At 65.2% G+C, this 16,201-nt stretch carries 18 protein-coding genes; 5 read left to right on the top strand and 13 right to left on the bottom strand.

All coding sequences use genetic code 11. The features are described from left to right. Genes KUV82_RS01775 through KUV82_RS01765 form a run of 3 tightly spaced genes read left to right on the top strand, consistent with a single transcriptional unit; the run spans position 1 to position 3,333 of the window. Positions 1-1,239: a CoA transferase gene (locus tag KUV82_RS01775; protein ID WP_219955202.1), complete on the top strand. Its 1,239-nt coding sequence runs from the start codon at positions 1-3 to the stop codon at positions 1,237-1,239. A gap of 4 nt (positions 1,240-1,243) precedes the next feature. Further along, positions 1,244-2,476 carry an acetyl-CoA C-acetyltransferase gene (locus KUV82_RS01770; RefSeq protein WP_219955201.1) on the top strand — a complete coding sequence of 411 codons (1,233 nt, stop codon included), beginning with the start codon at positions 1,244-1,246 and terminating at the stop codon, positions 2,474-2,476. Then, entirely contained in the window at positions 2,476-3,333 is an 858-nt protein-coding gene (locus KUV82_RS01765; protein ID WP_219955200.1) for an FAS1-like dehydratase domain-containing protein, read from the top strand. The genes KUV82_RS01770 and KUV82_RS01765 overlap by 1 nt, the downstream gene beginning before the upstream one ends. On the opposite strand, the gene ppk2 is transcribed toward KUV82_RS01765, so the two are convergent. Beyond that, the gene (gene ppk2 / locus KUV82_RS01760) at positions 3,330-4,100 is read right to left on the bottom strand and encodes a polyphosphate kinase 2 (RefSeq protein WP_219955199.1); all 771 of its coding nucleotides are present in this window, start codon (positions 4,098-4,100) and stop codon (positions 3,330-3,332) included. The genes KUV82_RS01765 and ppk2 overlap by 4 nt on opposite strands. Positions 4,101-4,158: 58 nt before the next feature. Here ppk2 and phhA point away from each other — a divergent pair, with 58 nt between their 5' ends. Continuing rightward, positions 4,159-5,097 carry a phenylalanine 4-monooxygenase gene (phhA, locus tag KUV82_RS01755; protein WP_219955198.1) on the top strand — a complete coding sequence of 313 codons (939 nt, stop codon included), beginning with the start codon at positions 4,159-4,161 and terminating at the stop codon, positions 5,095-5,097. 71 nt (positions 5,098-5,168) lie between these two features. Here the strand turns inward: phhA and KUV82_RS01750 are convergent, their stop codons facing one another. The 5 genes from KUV82_RS01750 to KUV82_RS01730 form a co-directional block, all read right to left on the bottom strand. Next, positions 5,169-5,432 carry a hypothetical protein gene (locus tag KUV82_RS01750; protein ID WP_219955197.1) on the bottom strand — a complete coding sequence of 88 codons (264 nt, stop codon included), beginning with the start codon at positions 5,430-5,432 and terminating at the stop codon, positions 5,169-5,171. A 173-nt stretch (positions 5,433-5,605) separates the two neighbouring features. Continuing rightward, positions 5,606-5,863: a hypothetical protein gene (locus KUV82_RS01745; RefSeq protein ID WP_219955196.1), complete on the bottom strand. Its 258-nt coding sequence runs from the start codon at positions 5,861-5,863 to the stop codon at positions 5,606-5,608. 67 nt (positions 5,864-5,930) lie between these two features. Further along, the gene (locus tag KUV82_RS01740) at positions 5,931-6,188 is read right to left on the bottom strand and encodes a GlsB/YeaQ/YmgE family stress response membrane protein (RefSeq protein ID WP_219955195.1); all 258 of its coding nucleotides are present in this window, start codon (positions 6,186-6,188) and stop codon (positions 5,931-5,933) included. A gap of 108 nt (positions 6,189-6,296) precedes the next feature. Beyond that, entirely contained in the window at positions 6,297-7,112 is an 816-nt protein-coding gene (locus tag KUV82_RS01735) for an undecaprenyl-diphosphate phosphatase (protein ID WP_219955194.1), read from the bottom strand. 43 nt (positions 7,113-7,155) lie between these two features. Next, positions 7,156-8,922 (bottom strand): ABC transporter transmembrane domain-containing protein, encoded by a 1,767-nt coding sequence (locus tag KUV82_RS01730; protein WP_258319909.1) that lies wholly within the window; start codon positions 8,920-8,922, stop codon positions 7,156-7,158. Between the two features lie 226 nt (positions 8,923-9,148). On the opposite strand from KUV82_RS01730, the gene KUV82_RS01725 reads away from it, so the two are divergent. Further along, a complete protein-coding gene (locus KUV82_RS01725) occupies positions 9,149-10,387 on the top strand; it encodes a polyhydroxyalkanoate depolymerase (RefSeq protein ID WP_219955192.1) in 1,239 nt (412 codons plus the stop codon). Positions 10,388-10,430: 43 nt separating this feature from the next. Here KUV82_RS01725 and KUV82_RS01720 read toward each other — a convergent pair whose 3' ends face one another. The 7 genes from KUV82_RS01720 to KUV82_RS01690 all read right to left on the bottom strand — a co-directional run bounded on the left by KUV82_RS01720 (position 10,431) and on the right by KUV82_RS01690 (position 16,175). Then, positions 10,431-11,189, bottom strand: a complete 759-nt coding sequence (locus tag KUV82_RS01720; protein ID WP_219955191.1) for an enoyl-CoA hydratase — start codon at positions 11,187-11,189, stop codon at positions 10,431-10,433. Next, complete coding sequence (locus KUV82_RS01715; protein ID WP_219955190.1) at positions 11,186-11,674, bottom strand: MarR family winged helix-turn-helix transcriptional regulator; 489 nt, start codon at positions 11,672-11,674, stop codon at positions 11,186-11,188. Before KUV82_RS01715 ends, KUV82_RS01720 begins: the two co-directional genes overlap by 4 nt. A 61-nt stretch (positions 11,675-11,735) precedes the next feature. Beyond that, positions 11,736-12,341 (bottom strand): DUF4126 domain-containing protein, encoded by a 606-nt coding sequence (locus KUV82_RS01710; RefSeq protein WP_219955189.1) that lies wholly within the window; start codon positions 12,339-12,341, stop codon positions 11,736-11,738. 36 nt (positions 12,342-12,377) lie between these two features. Next, positions 12,378-13,331 carry a DUF5996 family protein gene (locus KUV82_RS01705; RefSeq protein WP_219955188.1) on the bottom strand — a complete coding sequence of 318 codons (954 nt, stop codon included), beginning with the start codon at positions 13,329-13,331 and terminating at the stop codon, positions 12,378-12,380. A 70-nt stretch (positions 13,332-13,401) separates the two neighbouring features. After that, complete coding sequence (locus KUV82_RS01700) at positions 13,402-14,433, bottom strand: alpha/beta hydrolase (protein WP_219955187.1); 1,032 nt, start codon at positions 14,431-14,433, stop codon at positions 13,402-13,404. 57 nt (positions 14,434-14,490) lie between these two features. Next, the gene (locus KUV82_RS01695; protein ID WP_219955186.1) at positions 14,491-15,669 is read right to left on the bottom strand and encodes an acetyl-CoA C-acyltransferase; all 1,179 of its coding nucleotides are present in this window, start codon (positions 15,667-15,669) and stop codon (positions 14,491-14,493) included. 56 nt (positions 15,670-15,725) lie between these two features. Further along, positions 15,726-16,175 carry a MaoC family dehydratase gene (locus KUV82_RS01690; RefSeq protein WP_219955185.1) on the bottom strand — a complete coding sequence of 150 codons (450 nt, stop codon included), beginning with the start codon at positions 16,173-16,175 and terminating at the stop codon, positions 15,726-15,728. Positions 16,176-16,201: the final 26 nt, after the last annotated feature.

Raw genomic sequence — 16,201 nt, 5'->3', positions numbered from 1 at the left:
TTGTATAATCTCCTAGGCGACCTCTCGATCATCGAAGCCTCGAGCTTCGTCGCTTCGCCCACGGCGGGCCTCTACTGCGCGCAGATGGGTGCCGAGGTCATTCGCGTCGACCACAAGGCGGGCGGCCTCGATTACGACCGCTACATGCTCACCAAGGGAGGGCGCTCGCTCAGTTGGGAGAACCTCAACCGCGCCAAGAAATCGGTCGCGCTCGACCTGCGCAGCGGCGAAGGGCGCGAGCTGCTTGTGGAACTGGCGGCGAGGACCGGCAATCTCATCACCAACCTGCCGGAGAAGAGCTTCCTCGCGCATGACGCCATTGCATCGCGGCAACCCGAAGGCGCACCCGACCTTGTCAGCGTGCGCATCATGGGCTGGCACGACGGGCGTCAGGCGATGGATTTCACCGTCAACGCGGCCTCAGGCTACCCGTTGATGTGCGGGCCAGAGGAATGGCCGCTCGAAACCGCCCCGCCGGTAAACCAGGTGCTGCCAGCATGGGATTTCATCACCGGCGCCTATTGCGCCTTCGCCCTCCTTGCGGGGCTGCGGCAGCGTGACGCCACGGGGCAGGGCGCAGAGATCCGCGTGCCTCTGGGCGATGTCGCCATCGGCACCATGGCCAACAGCGGCGCGCTGGCGGAAATGCGCTACCGCGGCGCCGATCGGGAGCGGCTCGGCAACGCGATCTGGGGCGCCTTCGGGCGCGATTTCCGCAGCCGCGACGGGGTGCGGTTCATGGTCGCCGCCCTGACGCCAAAGCAGTGGGACGGGCTCGTCGCCGCCTTTGATCTGGGCGAAGACATCGCCGCGCTCGAAAGCGAGCTCGGCGTGCAGTTCGCCGAAGGGGATCGCCCGCGCTTCGAGAACCGGCATCGCCTGTTCGAGCTGTTCCAGGCCCGCGCCGAAGCGCTCGACTGGGCCGAGCTGTCCGCCCGCCTTGCGGCCAAGGGCACCACCTTCGAACGCTACCGCACCATGCATGAAGCAGCGAACGACGCCGAACTGGTGATGGACAATCCCCTCTTCGGCCCCTCGCCCGCGAACCCCAGCGGCTTCGAATACCCGGCGACGCGCAGCTTCGCGAACATTCCGGACCGCGCAGTGGGCGATCCCGCGCCGGCCCCCTATCTCGGCCAGCACACCGAAGAGGTGCTCGCGGAGCGCCTTGGACTTGCTTCCGGTGCCATCGGCGATCTCGTCGATCGCGGCATCGCCCGCCTCTCCGACAAGGACTAGACCCATGACGTCACACCGCCGCGTAGCCATCTGCAAGCCCCTGCGTACCCCCGTCGGGCGCTTCCTCGGCACCCTTGCCCCGCTTGAGGCGGGACAGCTTGGCGCCATCATTATCAAGGCGCTGGTCGAGCGTAGCGGCGTGGACCCCGCGCGCGTCGACGACGTCGTGTTCTCGCAAGGTTACGGCAGCGGCGAAGCGCCCGCCATCGGCCACTGGAGCTGGCTTGCCGCCGGATATCCCGAGGAAGTGCCCGGCTTCCAGCTCGACCGGCGCTGCGGATCGGGCCTGCAGGCGGTCGCGACGGCAGCGATGATGGTCCAGACCGGCGTTGCCGACTGCGTGCTGGCGGGGGGCGTGGAAAGCATGTCCAACGTCGAACACTACACTACGGCTGCGCGCCACGGCGCGCGCATGGGCGACATGCAGCTGTGGGACCGCCTGACGCGCGGCCGGCTGATGAGCCAGCCGATCGAGCGCTACGGCATCATCACCGGCATGATCGAGACGGCCGAGAACCTCGCCAAGGATTATGATATCACCCGCGAGGAGGCCGACGCCTTCGCGGTGCGCAGCCACCAGAACGCCGCGCGCGCCTGGGAGGAAGGCAAGTTCGACGACCAGCTGGTCCCGGTCGAAATCCCGCAGCGTCGCGGCGATCCGGTCGTGTTCGACAAGGACGAAGGCTACCGCGCCGATGCGAGCATGGAGACGCTCGGCAAGCTTCGCGCGATCGACTTGAAGCGCGATCCCGACGCCATCGTGACGGCAGGCAATGCCAGCCAGCAGAACGACGCTGCCGCGGCCTGCCTCGTCGTCGCCGAAGAGAAGGTCGAGGAGCTGGGTCTCGAACCGATCCTGTGGTTCCATTCCTGGAGCGCGGCGGGCTGCGATCCCAGCCGCATGGGCATTGGCCCGGTCCCGGCGGTGGAGCGCCTGTTCGCCCGCAACGGCATGGGCTGGGACGATATCGGCCTGATCGAACTCAACGAAGCCTTCGCCCCGCAGGCGCTCGCCGTGCTCAAGGGCTGGGGCTTCGCCGGGGACGACAGCCGCCGCGAGCTGGTCAACGTCAACGGCTCGGGCATCTCGCTCGGCCATCCCATCGGCGCGACCGGCATCCGCATCCTTGCCGACATGGCACATGAGATGCAGCGCCGCGAAGTGCGCTACGGCCTCGAGACCATGTGCATCGGCGGCGGCCAGGGCATGGCCGCCGTGTTCGAGCGCGCCGCCTGATGGCGCAGGACTGGTCGGACTGGATCGGGCGCGAGCAGCGCAGTGCCGACCGGCTCGACCCCGCGCTCGCCGCGCGATGGTGCGCGACCTTCGACCGCGATGCTCCGGCCGGTGAAGCCATGCCGCAAGGTATCCACCTGTGCCTCTGCACGCCCGAGGCGCGGACCGGACAGCTGGGCGAAGACGGCCATCCTTCGCGCGACGACAGCCCGGCAAGCTTCCTGCCGCCCGTGCCGCTCCCCCGCCGCATGTGGGCATCAAGCGCCATGCAGTTCCTTGCGCCCATCGCGATCGGTGCGGAGATCGAGCGGGTGAGCCGCGTCGCCTCGGTCGAGGCGAAGTCCGGCAGCCGCGGCGATATGGTCTTCGTCGAGGTCGACCACAAGACGAGCGCCGACGGCACGCCTGCGGTAAGCGAGCGGCAGACGCTGGTCTATCTCGAAGCCATGGGCGCGGACGCCCCCTTGTCGCCGCCCGACTTGGGCGAGGGCCGCTTCGATCCGGGAGATTGGGACACACACCGCGAGATCCGTCCCGACGAGCGGCTGTTGTTTCGCTATTCGGCGCTGACCTTTAACACCCACCGCATCCATTACGATGCGCCCTATGCGCGCGATGCCGAACGCTACCGCGGGCTCGTCGTCCACGGACCGCTGACCGCCAGCCTGCTGCTGCAGCTCGCAGCCGAGCGCTTTGGCGAGAACCGCCTGGCGAGCTTCGCCTTCCGCGGGGTCAGCCCGGCGGTGGCCGGAGAGCCGCTCCACCTCGTGCTGCGCAGCGAGGGCGAGGGAATCGAGATCGGTGCCTTTGTCTCTGACGGGCGCCAGGTGACGAAGGCCTCGGCCAGCCTCGCCTAATCCAGCGGGTAATCCGCAATCGGGTCCAGCACCGAATAGCGCTCCGCCTTCGGTTCACGGCCAAGCTCGGGAAAATCGATCTCGGGAGGCGCGACACGGGTATCCGGCAGGCGGTCGAGCAGGTCGCGCACCAGCGTCAGCCGGCCGCGTTTCTGGTCGTTGAAATCGACCAGCGTCCACGGGGCGTGGGTCGTATGGGTCGCTGCCAGCATGGCTTCGCGCGCATCGGTGTAGGCGTCGTACTTGTCGCGCGCGGCGAGGTCGATCGGCGAGAGCTTCCAGCGCTTCAGGGGGTCTTCCAGCCTCTCGCGCAGGCGTTCTTCCTGCTGCGCCTGGTCGGTCGTCAGCCAGTATTTGAACAGGTGGATCCCGTCATCGACCAGCATCCGTTCGAAGGTCGGCGCCTGCTTCAGGAACAGCTCGACCTGTGCATCGTCGGCATAGCCCATGACCTTCTCGACGCCGGCCCGGTTGTACCAGCTGCGATCGAACAGCACGATCTCGCCGGCGCTCGGCAGGTGCTGGGCGTAGCGCTGGAAGTACCACTGGCTTTGCTCGGCCTCGGTCGGCTTGGCGAGCGCGACGATATGGCACTGGCGCGGGTTGAGCTTTTCCGAAACCGCGCGGATCGCGCCGCCCTTGCCTGCCGTGTCGCGCCCTTCGAACAGCACGACGATCCGCTCTCCGCTCGTGCGCGCCCACCGCGCCATGGCGACCAGTTCCTCGCGCAGCGGCTCCATCGCCGCTTCGTATTCCTTGCGCTTCATGCCTTTGTGGTCCCCTCATTTGTAGCTTTGCGCCGATCATAGTATCAGCGCCCACGATATGGCTACCATTGCAGAACCCGAACAGGACTTTACCCGCCTGCCCGACCTTCCGGCAGAGGTTTTCACCGCGCCGCTGAAGAAGCCGCCCCACGTCGGCGACGACTGGCTCGAGCCGAAGCAGACCGAGTATTCGAGCGAAGACGACGCGATCTGGAACGATCTTTTCGAACGGCAGATGGGCGTACTGCCCGGCCGCGCGGCGAGTGCCTTCATGGCAGGCCTGCAAAAGCTCAACCTCAACCGCGGCGGCGTGCCCGAATTCGGCAAGCTTTCGGAGGATCTGAACGCTCTGACGGGCTGGAGCGTGGTGCCCGTGCCCATGTTGATTCCCGATCACGTGTTCTTCTGGCACCTCGCCAACCGGCGCTTTCCGGCGGGCAATTTCATCCGCACGCGCGAGACCTTCGACTACATCCAGGAGCCCGATGTCTTCCACGATGTCTTCGGCCACGTGCCGATGCTGACCGACCCGGTCTATGCCGATTACATGCAGGAATACGGCCGCGCCGGGTGGAAGGCGATGCGCTACAACCGCTTAAAAGCGCTGGGATCGCTCTACTGGTACACGGTCGAGTTCGGACTGATCGAGGAAGAGGACGGCATCAAGGCCTATGGCGCGGGCATCCTCTCCGGCCCGACCGAAGTGGTCTATGCGACTGAGGCCGAGAGCCCCAACCGCATCATGCTCAACGTCGACCGCGTTATGCGCACCGATTACGTAATCAGCGATCTGCAGCCGACCTATTTCGTGATCGAGAGCTTCGAGGACCTCTACCGCCAGACGGTCGAGCGCGATTTCGACCGGCTCTACAAGAACCTCGGCGCTGGCTTCACCTATGCCAACACAGCGGTGATCGACGTCGACTATGTGGTGAACCGCGGCACGCTCGAATACACGCTGCGCGGCGGACGCGGATCGGGCGCCGATCCCGTCTAGGAATGCGAAAGGGCGGCGCCGGATCGCTCCGGCACCGCCCTTGCATTGGAAGTGGTCTGGCAGACCTGAGATTACATCTCGTTGCCGTCCATTTCCTCGCCAACCGTATCGGCAGCGGCTTCCATCTGGTCTTCGACGTCATCGGCCGCTTCGTTCATGGCGTCCGCTTCGGCTTCCATGCCGGCGTCTTCCATCGCGTCCGCTTCATTTTCCATGGCGGTTTCCATGGCTTCGGCCTGGTCTTCCATGGCTTCTTCGGTCGGGCCGTCGCAGGCGGCAACGCCAAGGCTGAGAGCGGCGGCCGAAGCGACGATGGTGAGCTTGTTGAACTTCATGTGTATTCCCCTTTTGTGTTCGAATGCCGCGTTTTCGAATTGCGGCAATATTGTGGTCAACGGGCCTGCGGCGAGTCTGTTCCAAACGCTTTTCCGACCACCTTTTAATCCGCAAAACAAAAGCGGCCCGGAATTGCTTCCGGACCGCCTTAGATTGTCTTGTGAAAAGCGTCTTAGTTGACGGCTTCTTCCACGCCTTCGGTCAGCGCATCGGTGTCGCCTTCTGCTGCGTCTTCGATGTCGTCGGCTTCGGCTTCCATGGCGTCGGCCTGTTCGTCGGTGATTTCGCCGGCGTCTTCCATGGCGTCAGCGGTGTCTTCCATGGCTTCTGCCTGCTCTTCAGCAGCTTCTTCGGCCGGGCTGTCGCATGCGGCGACGCCAAGGCTGAGGGCGGCGGCCGAAGCCACGAGAGTGAGCTTGTTGAACTTCATTTGTATTCCCCTTGAATATGAGACGCAGGCCAATCCTGCGCTCTTCCCCAAAGTCTGGTAAGCGTCCTCAGGCCGAAAAGGCGTGCCGGCGGATAAGATTGAAAAGCGCAATCGTGACGAGCGCGCCGACCACGGACCACAGGAGCGTGGCCCCGCTGATCGAACCAAGGATGGCGCCCGTGCCGACGACAAGCCCGGTCACGACGGTGCCGGCAATGCCGGCACCCGTGTTGAACGCGATGCTGCGCCCGTCTTCTATCCGCAGGATGATCGTAGCCAGCCACCCCAGAAGGGCGCCCACCACAATCAGTATCAATAGACCCATCGTTTCGTGCCTTACGTATTCTCGTACACTCAGGGAAAATCCGCAGGCAGCCAAAGGTTCCGCAAGGGCGCCATTTGTCTGCCAGCGGATTTGCTCATCGGAGAGAGATCAGGTGAAGCTCAGCCACAGCAGCGCAGCGGTGCCGGCCACGATCCGGTACCAGGCAAAGGGCGTGAACCCGCTGCGGCTGACGAAGGCCACGAAGGCGCGAATGACGAACAGCGCGACGATGAAGCTGACGACGAAGCCGATGGCGATCTCGTCCCAGCCGACGCGTGTTGCTCCGGCCATCATCTCGTCGTACTTGGTGAAGATCTCCAGCGTGCTTGCCCCGACCATGGTAGGGACAGCGAGGAAGAAGCTGAATTCGGCGGCCGTCTTGCGGTTGATGCCCATGGCCAGCGCGCCCATGATCGTCGCGCCCGAACGGCTAACGCCGGGCACCATGGCGAGGCACTGGGCGAACCCGACGCCGAGCACCTGCGCTGCCGGAAGGTCGGCTACGCCGCGCCCTTCGTCATTGGGCTTCGCCACGCGTTCGATCACGATGATCGCGATACCGCCTGCGATCAGCGCCCAGGGCACGATCCCCGGGTTGCCGAGCATTGCTTCGAAATTCTCATAGAGCGCAAAGCCGATCACGGCGCTGGGCAGGAAACCGAGGAGGATGTTGCGGGCGAACATCAGGCCTTCGCGTTCGCGCTTCAGCACGCCCATGCCGGCCGACCAGAAGGTGCCCCAATACTGGTACACCACTGCCAGGATCGCCCCGAGCTGGATCACCACGTTGAACATCGCCCATTCGTCGGGATCGGCCCCCGACAGTTCCGTGGCGAGGATCAGGTGCCCGGTGGAAGACACCGGGATAAACTCGGTCAGTCCTTCGACGATGCCGAGGAAGATCGCAGTCAGGTAGTCGTTCATTTCGGTGGGGCCCCAGGAGATTTGAGAGAGGAGTACCGGGAGGTCAGGCGCTTTCAAGCCCGAACTGCAGCGAAGCAAGGCGCGCGTAGAGCCCGCCGTTGGCGGTCAGCGCGTCATGCGTGCCCTGTTCGGCGATGCGCCCGTCGTCCATCACGACAATCCGGTCGGCCGCGCGGACGGTGGACAAGCGGTGCGCAATCACCAGCGTGGTGCGCTTTTCCATCAGCTGTTCGAGCGCGTCCTGCACAAGGCGTTCGCTTTCCGCATCGAGCGCGCTCGTCGCCTCGTCGAGTAGCAGGATGGGCGCATCGCGCAGCAGCGCACGGGCAATCGCAATACGCTGGCGCTGGCCGCCAGAGAGCTGCGTGCCGCTTTCGCCGAGATAGGTATCGAGGCCCTGCGGCAGCTTTTCGAGGAACTCGGCCGCGTTGGCAGCGCGTGCGGCAGCCCAGATGTCCTCGTCGCTCGCGTCCCAATTGCCGTAACGTAGGTTGTCGCGCGCGTTGGCGCTGAACAGCACGCCTTCCTGCGGGACGTAGGCCATGCGCTGGCGGACCTGCGAAGGGTCGGCGCTGGTCAGCGGAATACCGTCGAGCCGGATCGAGCCGGCCTGCGGGTCGTAGAACCGCTCGGCAAGCTGGAAGATGGTCGATTTGCCCGCGCCCGAGGGGCCGACGATGGCGACCGTCTCGCCCGGTTCGACTTCGAGGCTGAAATCGGTGATCGCCGCGGCTTCGAGCCGCGTGGGATAGCGGAAGGTCACGTTGCGGAACGACAGGCTGCCGCGCGGCGGTGTGGGCAGGGCCTGCGGGCGTTCGGGGGCGGTGATCGCGGGCTTTTCCTCGAGCAGCTCGGACAGGCGGCTGGCCGCGCCTGCTCCGCGCAGGAGGTCGCCATAGACCTCGGTAAGCGCGCCGATCGCACCGGCAACGAGCCCGGAGGTGAGCACGAAGGCGGCAATCGTACCGCCCGAAATCACGCCTTCGCTCACCGCCTGCGCCCCGCGCCAGACGAGCAGGGTGATGCCGCCGAAAACCAGCAGGATGACGACGGCAGTCATGGCCGCACGGATGATGACGCGGCGTTTCGCAACAGTGAAGGTGCGTTCGACCGCTTCCTCGAACCTTCCGTGCTCGCGGCTTTCCTGGTTGAAGCCCTGCACGATCTTCATCGCGGAGAGCACTTCGGTGACCATCGCGCCAATATCGGCAACCCGGTCCTGGCTGGTGCGCGAGACCTTGCGCAACCGGCGTCCGAACAGGGTGATCGGAATGACGATAGCCGGGATGATCAGCAGCAGGCCAAGCGTCAGCCCCGGGACGAGCCAGAAGAGATAGGCGCTCCCGCCGATGGCCATCAGCGTGTTGCGCAGCGCGACCGAGACGGTGGTCCCGACGACCTGCTCGATCAGCGCGGTGTCGCTGGTCATGCGGCTGGAGATTTCCTTGGGGCTGTTCTCTTCATAAAAGCCCGGCGCAAGGCGCAGCAGGTTTTCCTGAACCTTGAGGCGGATGTCCGCGACCACGCGCTCACCCAGCCAGCTCACGAAATAGAACCGCATCGCGGTGCCGACAGACAGCACCCCGACGATCATCAGCAGGTAGCGGAACCAGCGGCCCATGTTTTCCGGGTCTGCACCCTCGGCAAAGCCGCGGTCGATGACCAGCTTGAAGCCGGCCGGGATGGCCAGCGTGGCGGCTGCGGTGATGATCAGGGCGAGAATCGCCATGGCGACATGGCCGGGATAGTTCTTGCCCGCCTGCCACACCATTTTGAGCGGGCGCAGCGAGCGTTCGCGCGGGGCGTCCATTGCCCCTCGCTTGCGCCCGAAGCGGCCGCGCGCCTCGTTCTCGGTCCCGTCCGTGTCTGCCATACTCTGCCACTAGGTGCGCGCGCGCGGAAAATCCACAGTGCTGCACACGCGAAGGCACAATTAGCGCATTTGTGCATTGCACAAGACACGTTCGCTTGTCAGGATACCCGTCTTTCGTCCGGACCACAGAACAACAACAGGCCGGACCAGCAGGGGATACGCATTGCTTTACCACGCCTACGAGCTCCAGCGCAGCTGGCTGAATTCCGCCAGCGCCTTCGCCTCAATCGGGGTGGAGATGCTCAGCAATCCGGCGAATCCGATGAATTACGTCGGCCCGATGGGCTACATGAATATCGGCCCGATGGCGGCAAGCGCCCTTGAAGTCTTCGCGCACGCAACGGCCAGCTACGGCAAGCCGGCCTGGGGTATCGAAAGCGTCGAAGTCGGCGGAAAGAGCGATCCGGTGGTCGAATCGACGGTGGTCAACCGCCCGTTCGGCGACCTCAAGGAGTTCTACCGCGAGAGCCTGCCCGAAGACGCGCCGCGCCTGCTGGTCGTTGCGCCGATGAGCGGCCACTACGCCACGCTGCTGCGCGGCACCGTCGAACGGATGCTCGAAAACTACCGCGTGTTCGTAACCGACTGGGCCGATGCCAAGACCGTGCCGCTGCACGAGGGCACCTTCGATCTCGACGATTACATGGATTACGTGATCGCCTTCCTCGAACACATCGGTCCGGGCGCTAACGTGATGGCTGTGTGCCAGCCTTCCGTCCCGGTCTTTGCTGCGACCGCGATTATGAATCGCGACGGGCATCCGTGCACGCCGAAGACGCTGACCATGATGGGCGGCCCGATCGACACGCGCTGCTCGCCCACCAGCGTGAACGATCTTGCCATGGAACGCCCGATCGAGTGGTTCCGCCACAATGTGATCGCGACCGTGCCGATGCAGTATCGCGGCGGCGGACGGCAGGTGTACCCCGGCTTCATGCAGCTCGCTGGGTTCATGACCATGAACCTCGGCAACCACATGATGAGCCACTACGAGATGTTCAAACACCTCACGATCGGCGACCAGGACAGCGCGCAGGCGACCAAGGATTTCTACGACGAATACCGCAGCGTCTGCGACATGACCGCGGAATTCTACCTCCAGACCGTGCAGGAGGTGTTTCAGGACCACGCCCTGCCCAACGGCACCTTCATGCACCGCGGCAAGCGGATCGATCTGGGCGACATCACCGAAACCGCCCTGCTCGCGATCGAAGGCGAGCGCGACGACATTTCCGGCCTCGGCCAGACCAAGGCGGCACTCGACCTCACTCCGCGCCTCGCGGAGGAGAAGAAGCGCTATTACATGGCGGAAGGCGCCGGCCATTACGGCATCTTCAACGGTAGCCGCTGGCGCGAGAAGATCGCCCCGGTGGTCGAGGACTTCATCGCCGCTCACGGCTAGGCCGCCAGCCGGGCGCGCTGTAATTGCGCGCCCGTGACGCGGGTCAGGCGAAGACCGGCGCGCGCTTTTGCATCATGGCCGCCACGCATTCGGCAAAGTCGGGCGAGGCGAGCTGGTCCGCAAATAGCGCGCCTTCGCGCTGCATCTGCGCAGCGATCGCCTCGTGACGGTCGCGTACGAGCGACTTGGTGCGTTTGACCGCATTGGGAGCCGACCCGGCCACGAGGCGGGCGACCTCGTCCACCGCCCCCTGCAGCTCGCCATCGGTATAGACACGGGACACGAGCCCGAACTTCAGCGCCTCGTCTGCCGTCAGTGCGCGGCCAGTGAGGAAAATGTCGTTCGCCACGGCCTGTCCGACCGCTTCGGGCAGCAACAGCGAAGAGGCGGCTTCCGGCACGAGGCCGAGCTTCACGAAGGGCGCGCTCAGCGTTGCGCTTTCGGCGGCAAAGACGAGGTCGCAATGGAGCAGCATGGTGAGGCCGACACCGATGGCCGGTCCATTGACGGCGGCAATGAGGGGTTTCTCGCAGGTCGAAACCGCCTCGAGGAACTGGACTACGGGCGGTTTGCTGTCGCTGGAGGAACCGCGCGCGAAATCCTGCAGGTCGTTGCCTGAGGTGAAGTAGTCGCCCTCGCCCGTAATCACGAAGGCGCGCGCCTCGTCGCCCGCGCCATAGGCGCGGATGGCTTCGGCCATCTCGCCGTACATCGCCTGCGTGATGGCGTTCTTCTTTTCCGGGCGGGTGAGGGTAACCGTGGTGACGCGGTCCTCGGTCGCAATGCGGACGTGCTGGGTCATGACTGGGGTAGGCTCCGTTTGGGGTCTTGGGATGGGGCATCGCTCGCCGCAGCTTCGGCAACGAGGGCGGGGGATTCGTGCGCAACGCGGCGCAGGAAGCGTTCGATGGTGGCGCGTTCGGCCGCGTCGAAAGGCTCGAGCAGAGCCGCGTTGACGCGGCGGGTGGTCGGCAGGGTGGCCTCCGACAGCTGGCAGCCGCGCGGTTCGAGGAAGACAAGGAAACTGCGGGCATCGTCCGGATTGGGCTCGCGCCGCACCAGCCCTGCGCTTTCCATCCGGTCGATCATGCCGGTGAGGCCCGACTTGCCCATGCCAAGCTGCTTCGCGAGCCGCGAGATCGGGGCGCCGTCCTCGCCCCTCAGCATGAACAGCACGGCCTGCTGCGCGGTGCCGATCGCGTAGTGTTCGCGCAGCGCCAGGTCGCTCGCGCGGAACAGCGCGCTGTGGGCCATTTGCAGCAGGTGGAGGATGCGGGGGGCGGACATCGCATTTAGTCCGTATGCGAACTAATTGCGCCTGTCGAGGGGTTTCAAGGAAGGGTCACGCCTATTGCGGGGTTGGCGTCTTGGGCGCGCGGAAGAACACGCGTTTGATGATCCGGCGCGCCACCAGCAGCAATCCGATCACCAGCGCCAACAGCACGAGGGCGACGCCGGCGGCCGCGACCGGGTATTCATAGGCCAGCCAGAGCAGGCCCACCGTCGCGATATCCTCGCCGGTGGAGACCACCGCGTTGCTCACCGGTTCGGGGCTGGTGTTCACCACCGCCCGCGCGCTGGCCTTGCCGCCATGGGCGAGGAAGCTTGCCCCGCCGCCCAGCAGGAACGCCACGACCTGCGTCGCCGGGTCGGACGGGTCGACAATCGCCAGCGCCAGCAGCGCGCCGCCGATGGGCCGGATCAGGGTGTGCACCGTGTCCCAGGCGCTATCGAGCCACATGACCTTGTCGGCGAAGAATTCGGCCAGCGCGCCGATCGCGGCAATGCCCATGACCCACGGGTTTTCGAGCACCGCGAGGCTGGCGAGATGTTCGGGAATGGGAATGGCATCGAGCCGCATCGCCAGCCCGGTTGCGAAGATGCACAGGTAGAGCCGCCAGCCAGCCAGGAGGCTGACGCTGCCCGCTATCCCGATGATTTCCATGATCCCCATGGCGCGAACCTGCGCCTTTGGAACGACTTAGGCAAGTCAGCGACTGCGGTGCGCCTCGACATCGTAAGGCTCACCGAATCCGCCGAGCGGGATTTCGAGCGCCTCGCGGTCCCAACCCCCACGGTCTGCAACAGCTGCATAGGTGCTCTGGAGGAAGTCCATCAGCGCGCCTTCGGGATCCTCCGATGCGCGCACGGCTGCATAGGGCAGCACGAATTCGCCCAGATCGGTGTGCCAATAGGTCTCGGGAGGAGCGACCTCTGCCTCGCTAAGGGCGTCAGGCGTCGGGTAGCCATAGGCGTAGAAGGCCGCTTCCTCGACGCCGCCACCGCCGAGCCAGAAACCCGCGCTCGCGACCGCGTGGCTATAGGCTTCGCGTGTCACCGCATCCGGCAGGTTGGGAAAGCCGCCGGGATGCAGCGGAGCCTCATCTCCGGAGAAGCGCGTTACGGCGAGGTCGAAGCTGCCCCAGAACAGGTGGCTCGGGCTCGACTTGCCAACGAAGCCGGTCCGGAAGCGCTCGAAGACTCGGTTCACATCCGAAAACGCGCGATGGATGCGGGCAAGAGTCGCGATGTCCCAGGCGCGCTCGCGCGTATCCTCGGCGAAGAGGACCGCCTCCTCGACCTCGTTGGGCGCGCCGGAGACGGAGGTTTCCACCCCGGCGAGCGCAAGCAATTCCGAGAGCTGTTCGTGGAAACGCTGGACCGTCTGCCCGGTAATCTCGAAGCCGTCGGCAAATCCGGTGGAGGTTTCGACCGCCACCGCCGAGCTGAGGCAGTCAACGATGACTTCGGCTTCCCCGCCGGGAAACAGCACCGGATAGCTCCGGAACCCGCGCGGCACGACGCGCAGCGCCAGGTGCCAGCTATGGTTGCACCAGGGCAGCGCGCGGGTGGGCAGCTTGCCGACGACTTGCAGGTAAGCGTGAAGGCTTTCGATGACCGGCTGGTTGGCGGCGAAATCGAGTGCGGGCCATCTGTGGGTCATAACCGAATTTCTACTCTACTTAAGGATGTCCTTCGCCCCCGCTCCGGAGGCAACGGCGACGGATTGCCCATCAGGGGCGCTGGGGCCAGGTGGACGAACTGCCGGCCGCCTGCTCGCGATAGAAATGACGCAGGGCATCACTCAGGATGCGCGGCACGACGGTGTAGTGGTTTTCCCCTGTGTAGAATTGGCTTCGCAGGGTCAGGCCCTCATAGCCGCGCAGTTGCAGGCGCTCGATGAAACGAGTCGTCCCAGTGAGGATGCCGCCTACATTCAGGAACCATCCATTGCCCTCTTCTCCGCCTGCGCCGACGTAAAGCTCAACCGGCAAGTCGCGGCCGGTGCTCGCGAAGGCCTCTTCTGCCTTGAAGACCGCGTCGTCGACGTTAGCCATCGCAGGCGAGCCGATAATCATGCGGTCGAAGGCCTCGGGCCGCGAGAAAAGCGCATAGCCGGCAAGCAATCCGCCAAGCGAATGGCCGTGCAGGATGTGGTCGTCGGCGAAGCGGTACCGGGCGGCCAACTGGGGCCTCAGCTCATCGATCAGAAACGCAAGGAACTCATCCGCACGATGCGGATAGGGCGGGAAGGGCGCAACGGTGGCCATGGCTTCGGCGTTGAGGCCAGGAGCCGCGAACCCTTCACCCGGCGGGGAGAACTCGACAATCCTTCGCCCAACACCGGCCAGCCCCTCCTCGGACGGACTGCCCACCCCGATGACAATCGCCTCAGGCATCATGTTGCCGCTGACCAGGAGATCGACCGTCGCAACGACCGTTCGCGTCATGAGCGGATCGTCCAGAACCCAGATGACAGGATAGCGGGCCTCGGGCTGGACGGCATAGCTTGCCGGCAGGGCGATCGTCACGGCGTGATCGTATGCGAAGGCCTCGCCACGCACGCGCTCGGTAGGCAGGACCTCCATGTTGGCGCGCGCGCCGGGGATCAGCGCAAGCTGCGGATTGGCGCTCGCCGCACCGGGGATACCCAGTGCCAGGACGGCGACGAGCAGGCGAAGAAAGGCAGCACGCATGAGAAACCCCCGGAAGTACCGACGCGAAAATGCGCCGTGCTTCCGGGGGTACCACATCAGCTGCTGCACTCAACCGCCGCAGGCCAGCGTCGCCGGACCTGGAGCAGAGGAGCGGCGTTGTAAGGCTTAGAAGATCTCGAAGAGACCCGCTGCGCCCATGCCGCCGCCGACACACATGGTGACGACGCCGTACTTGGCGCCGCGGCGCTTGCCTTCGATCAGCGTGTGGCCGACGCAGCGCGCGCCGGTCATGCCGTAGGGGTGGCCAATCGAGATCGAGCCGCCGTTGACGTTGAGGATGTCGTTGTCGATGCCGAGCTTGTCACGGCAGTAAAGCACCTGGACGGCGAAAGCTTCGTTCAGCTCCCACAGGCCGATGTCCTCGACCTTGAGGTCGAAACGCTTGAGCAGCTTGGGAATGGCGAACACCGGGCCGATGCCCATTTCGTCGGGCTCGGTCCCTGCAACCGCCATGCCGACATAGCGGCCGAGCGGCTCGAGGCCTTTCTGTTCGGCGACCTTGGCTTCCATGAGGATGCTGGCCGACGAACCGTCCGACAGCTGCGAAGCGTTACCGGCGGTGATCGTCGTGCCCGGACCCATGACCGGCTGCAGGCCGGCAAGGCCTTCGAGCGTGGTCGAGGGGCGGTTGCCCTCGTCCTTGGCGATGGTGACTTCGACGTCCGAAATCTCGCCCGTTTCCTTGTTCTGCACCTTGTGGGTGGTGGTCACGGGGACGATTTCGTCGTCGAACTTGCCGGCTTCCTGGGCGGCGGCGGTGCGCTGCTGCGACTGGAGGCCGTATTCGTCCTGTGCTTCGCGGCTGATGCCGTAACGCTGGGCGACCGTTTCGGCAGTCTGCAGCATCGGCATGTAGATCGCGCCATGCATGGCGACCAGCTCGGGGTCGGGCATGACGCGCATTTCCTTGGTCTGGACCAGCGAAATGCTTTCCTGGCCACCGGCGGCGACCACATCCATGCGGTCGGTGATGATCTGCTTGGCAGCGGTCGCGATCGTCATCAGGCCCGAGGAGCACTGGCGGTCGATCGTCATGCCGCTGGTGCCGATCGGGCAACCGGCGCGCAGCGCGACCTGGCGGCCGAGGTTGCCGGCCTGGGTGCCCTGCTGGAGTGCAGCGCCCCACAGCACGTCGTCGATTTCGCCGGCGTCGATGCCGGCGCGCTCGATGGCGGGCTTGAGCGAGTAGGCGCCGAGCGTCGGGCCCTTGGTGTCGTTGAAGCCGCCCTTGTACGCACGGCCGATGGCGGTGCGGGCGGTGGAGACGATGACTGCGTCACGCATGGGTAATTCCTTGGATTGCTAAGTGTGCCTGATCCTCGCCGGGGAGGAGGGGGAAATCAGACGAAAAGCTGGGTGATCCACTCGGTGATGAGGGCGGGCTTTTCCTCGCCTTCGATCTCCATCGTGATCTCGCTGGTCTGCTGCCACTGGCCGGGGCGCTTCTCGATCATTTCGACCAGCTTCCAGTGGCCGCGGATGCGCTTGCCGCTGCGAACCGGCGAGATGAAGCGGGTCTTGTTGCCGCCGTAGTTCACGCCCATTTTCACGCCGTCGATCTTGGGCATGTCCGACTGGGCGCCGAGATAGGGGATCATCGACAGCGTGAGGAAGCCGTGCGCGATCGTGCCGCCGAACGGCGTCATCTTGGCGGCTTCTTCGTTGATGTGGATGAACTGGTGGTCGCCGGTGGCGTCCGCGAACTGGTTAATGCGTTCCTGGCTCATCTCGACCCATTCGCTGGTGCCGATGTGTTCGCCGACCTTTTCGGCCAGTTCCTGCGGGCTCATACTGCCTCTCCTCTCACGAAAATCGT

The organism is Qipengyuania flava, assembly GCF_019448255.1.
Classification (GTDB): Bacteria; Pseudomonadota; Alphaproteobacteria; order Sphingomonadales; family Sphingomonadaceae; genus Qipengyuania; species Qipengyuania flava_A.
This window is presented reverse-complemented; position numbering and strand designations above follow the sequence as displayed.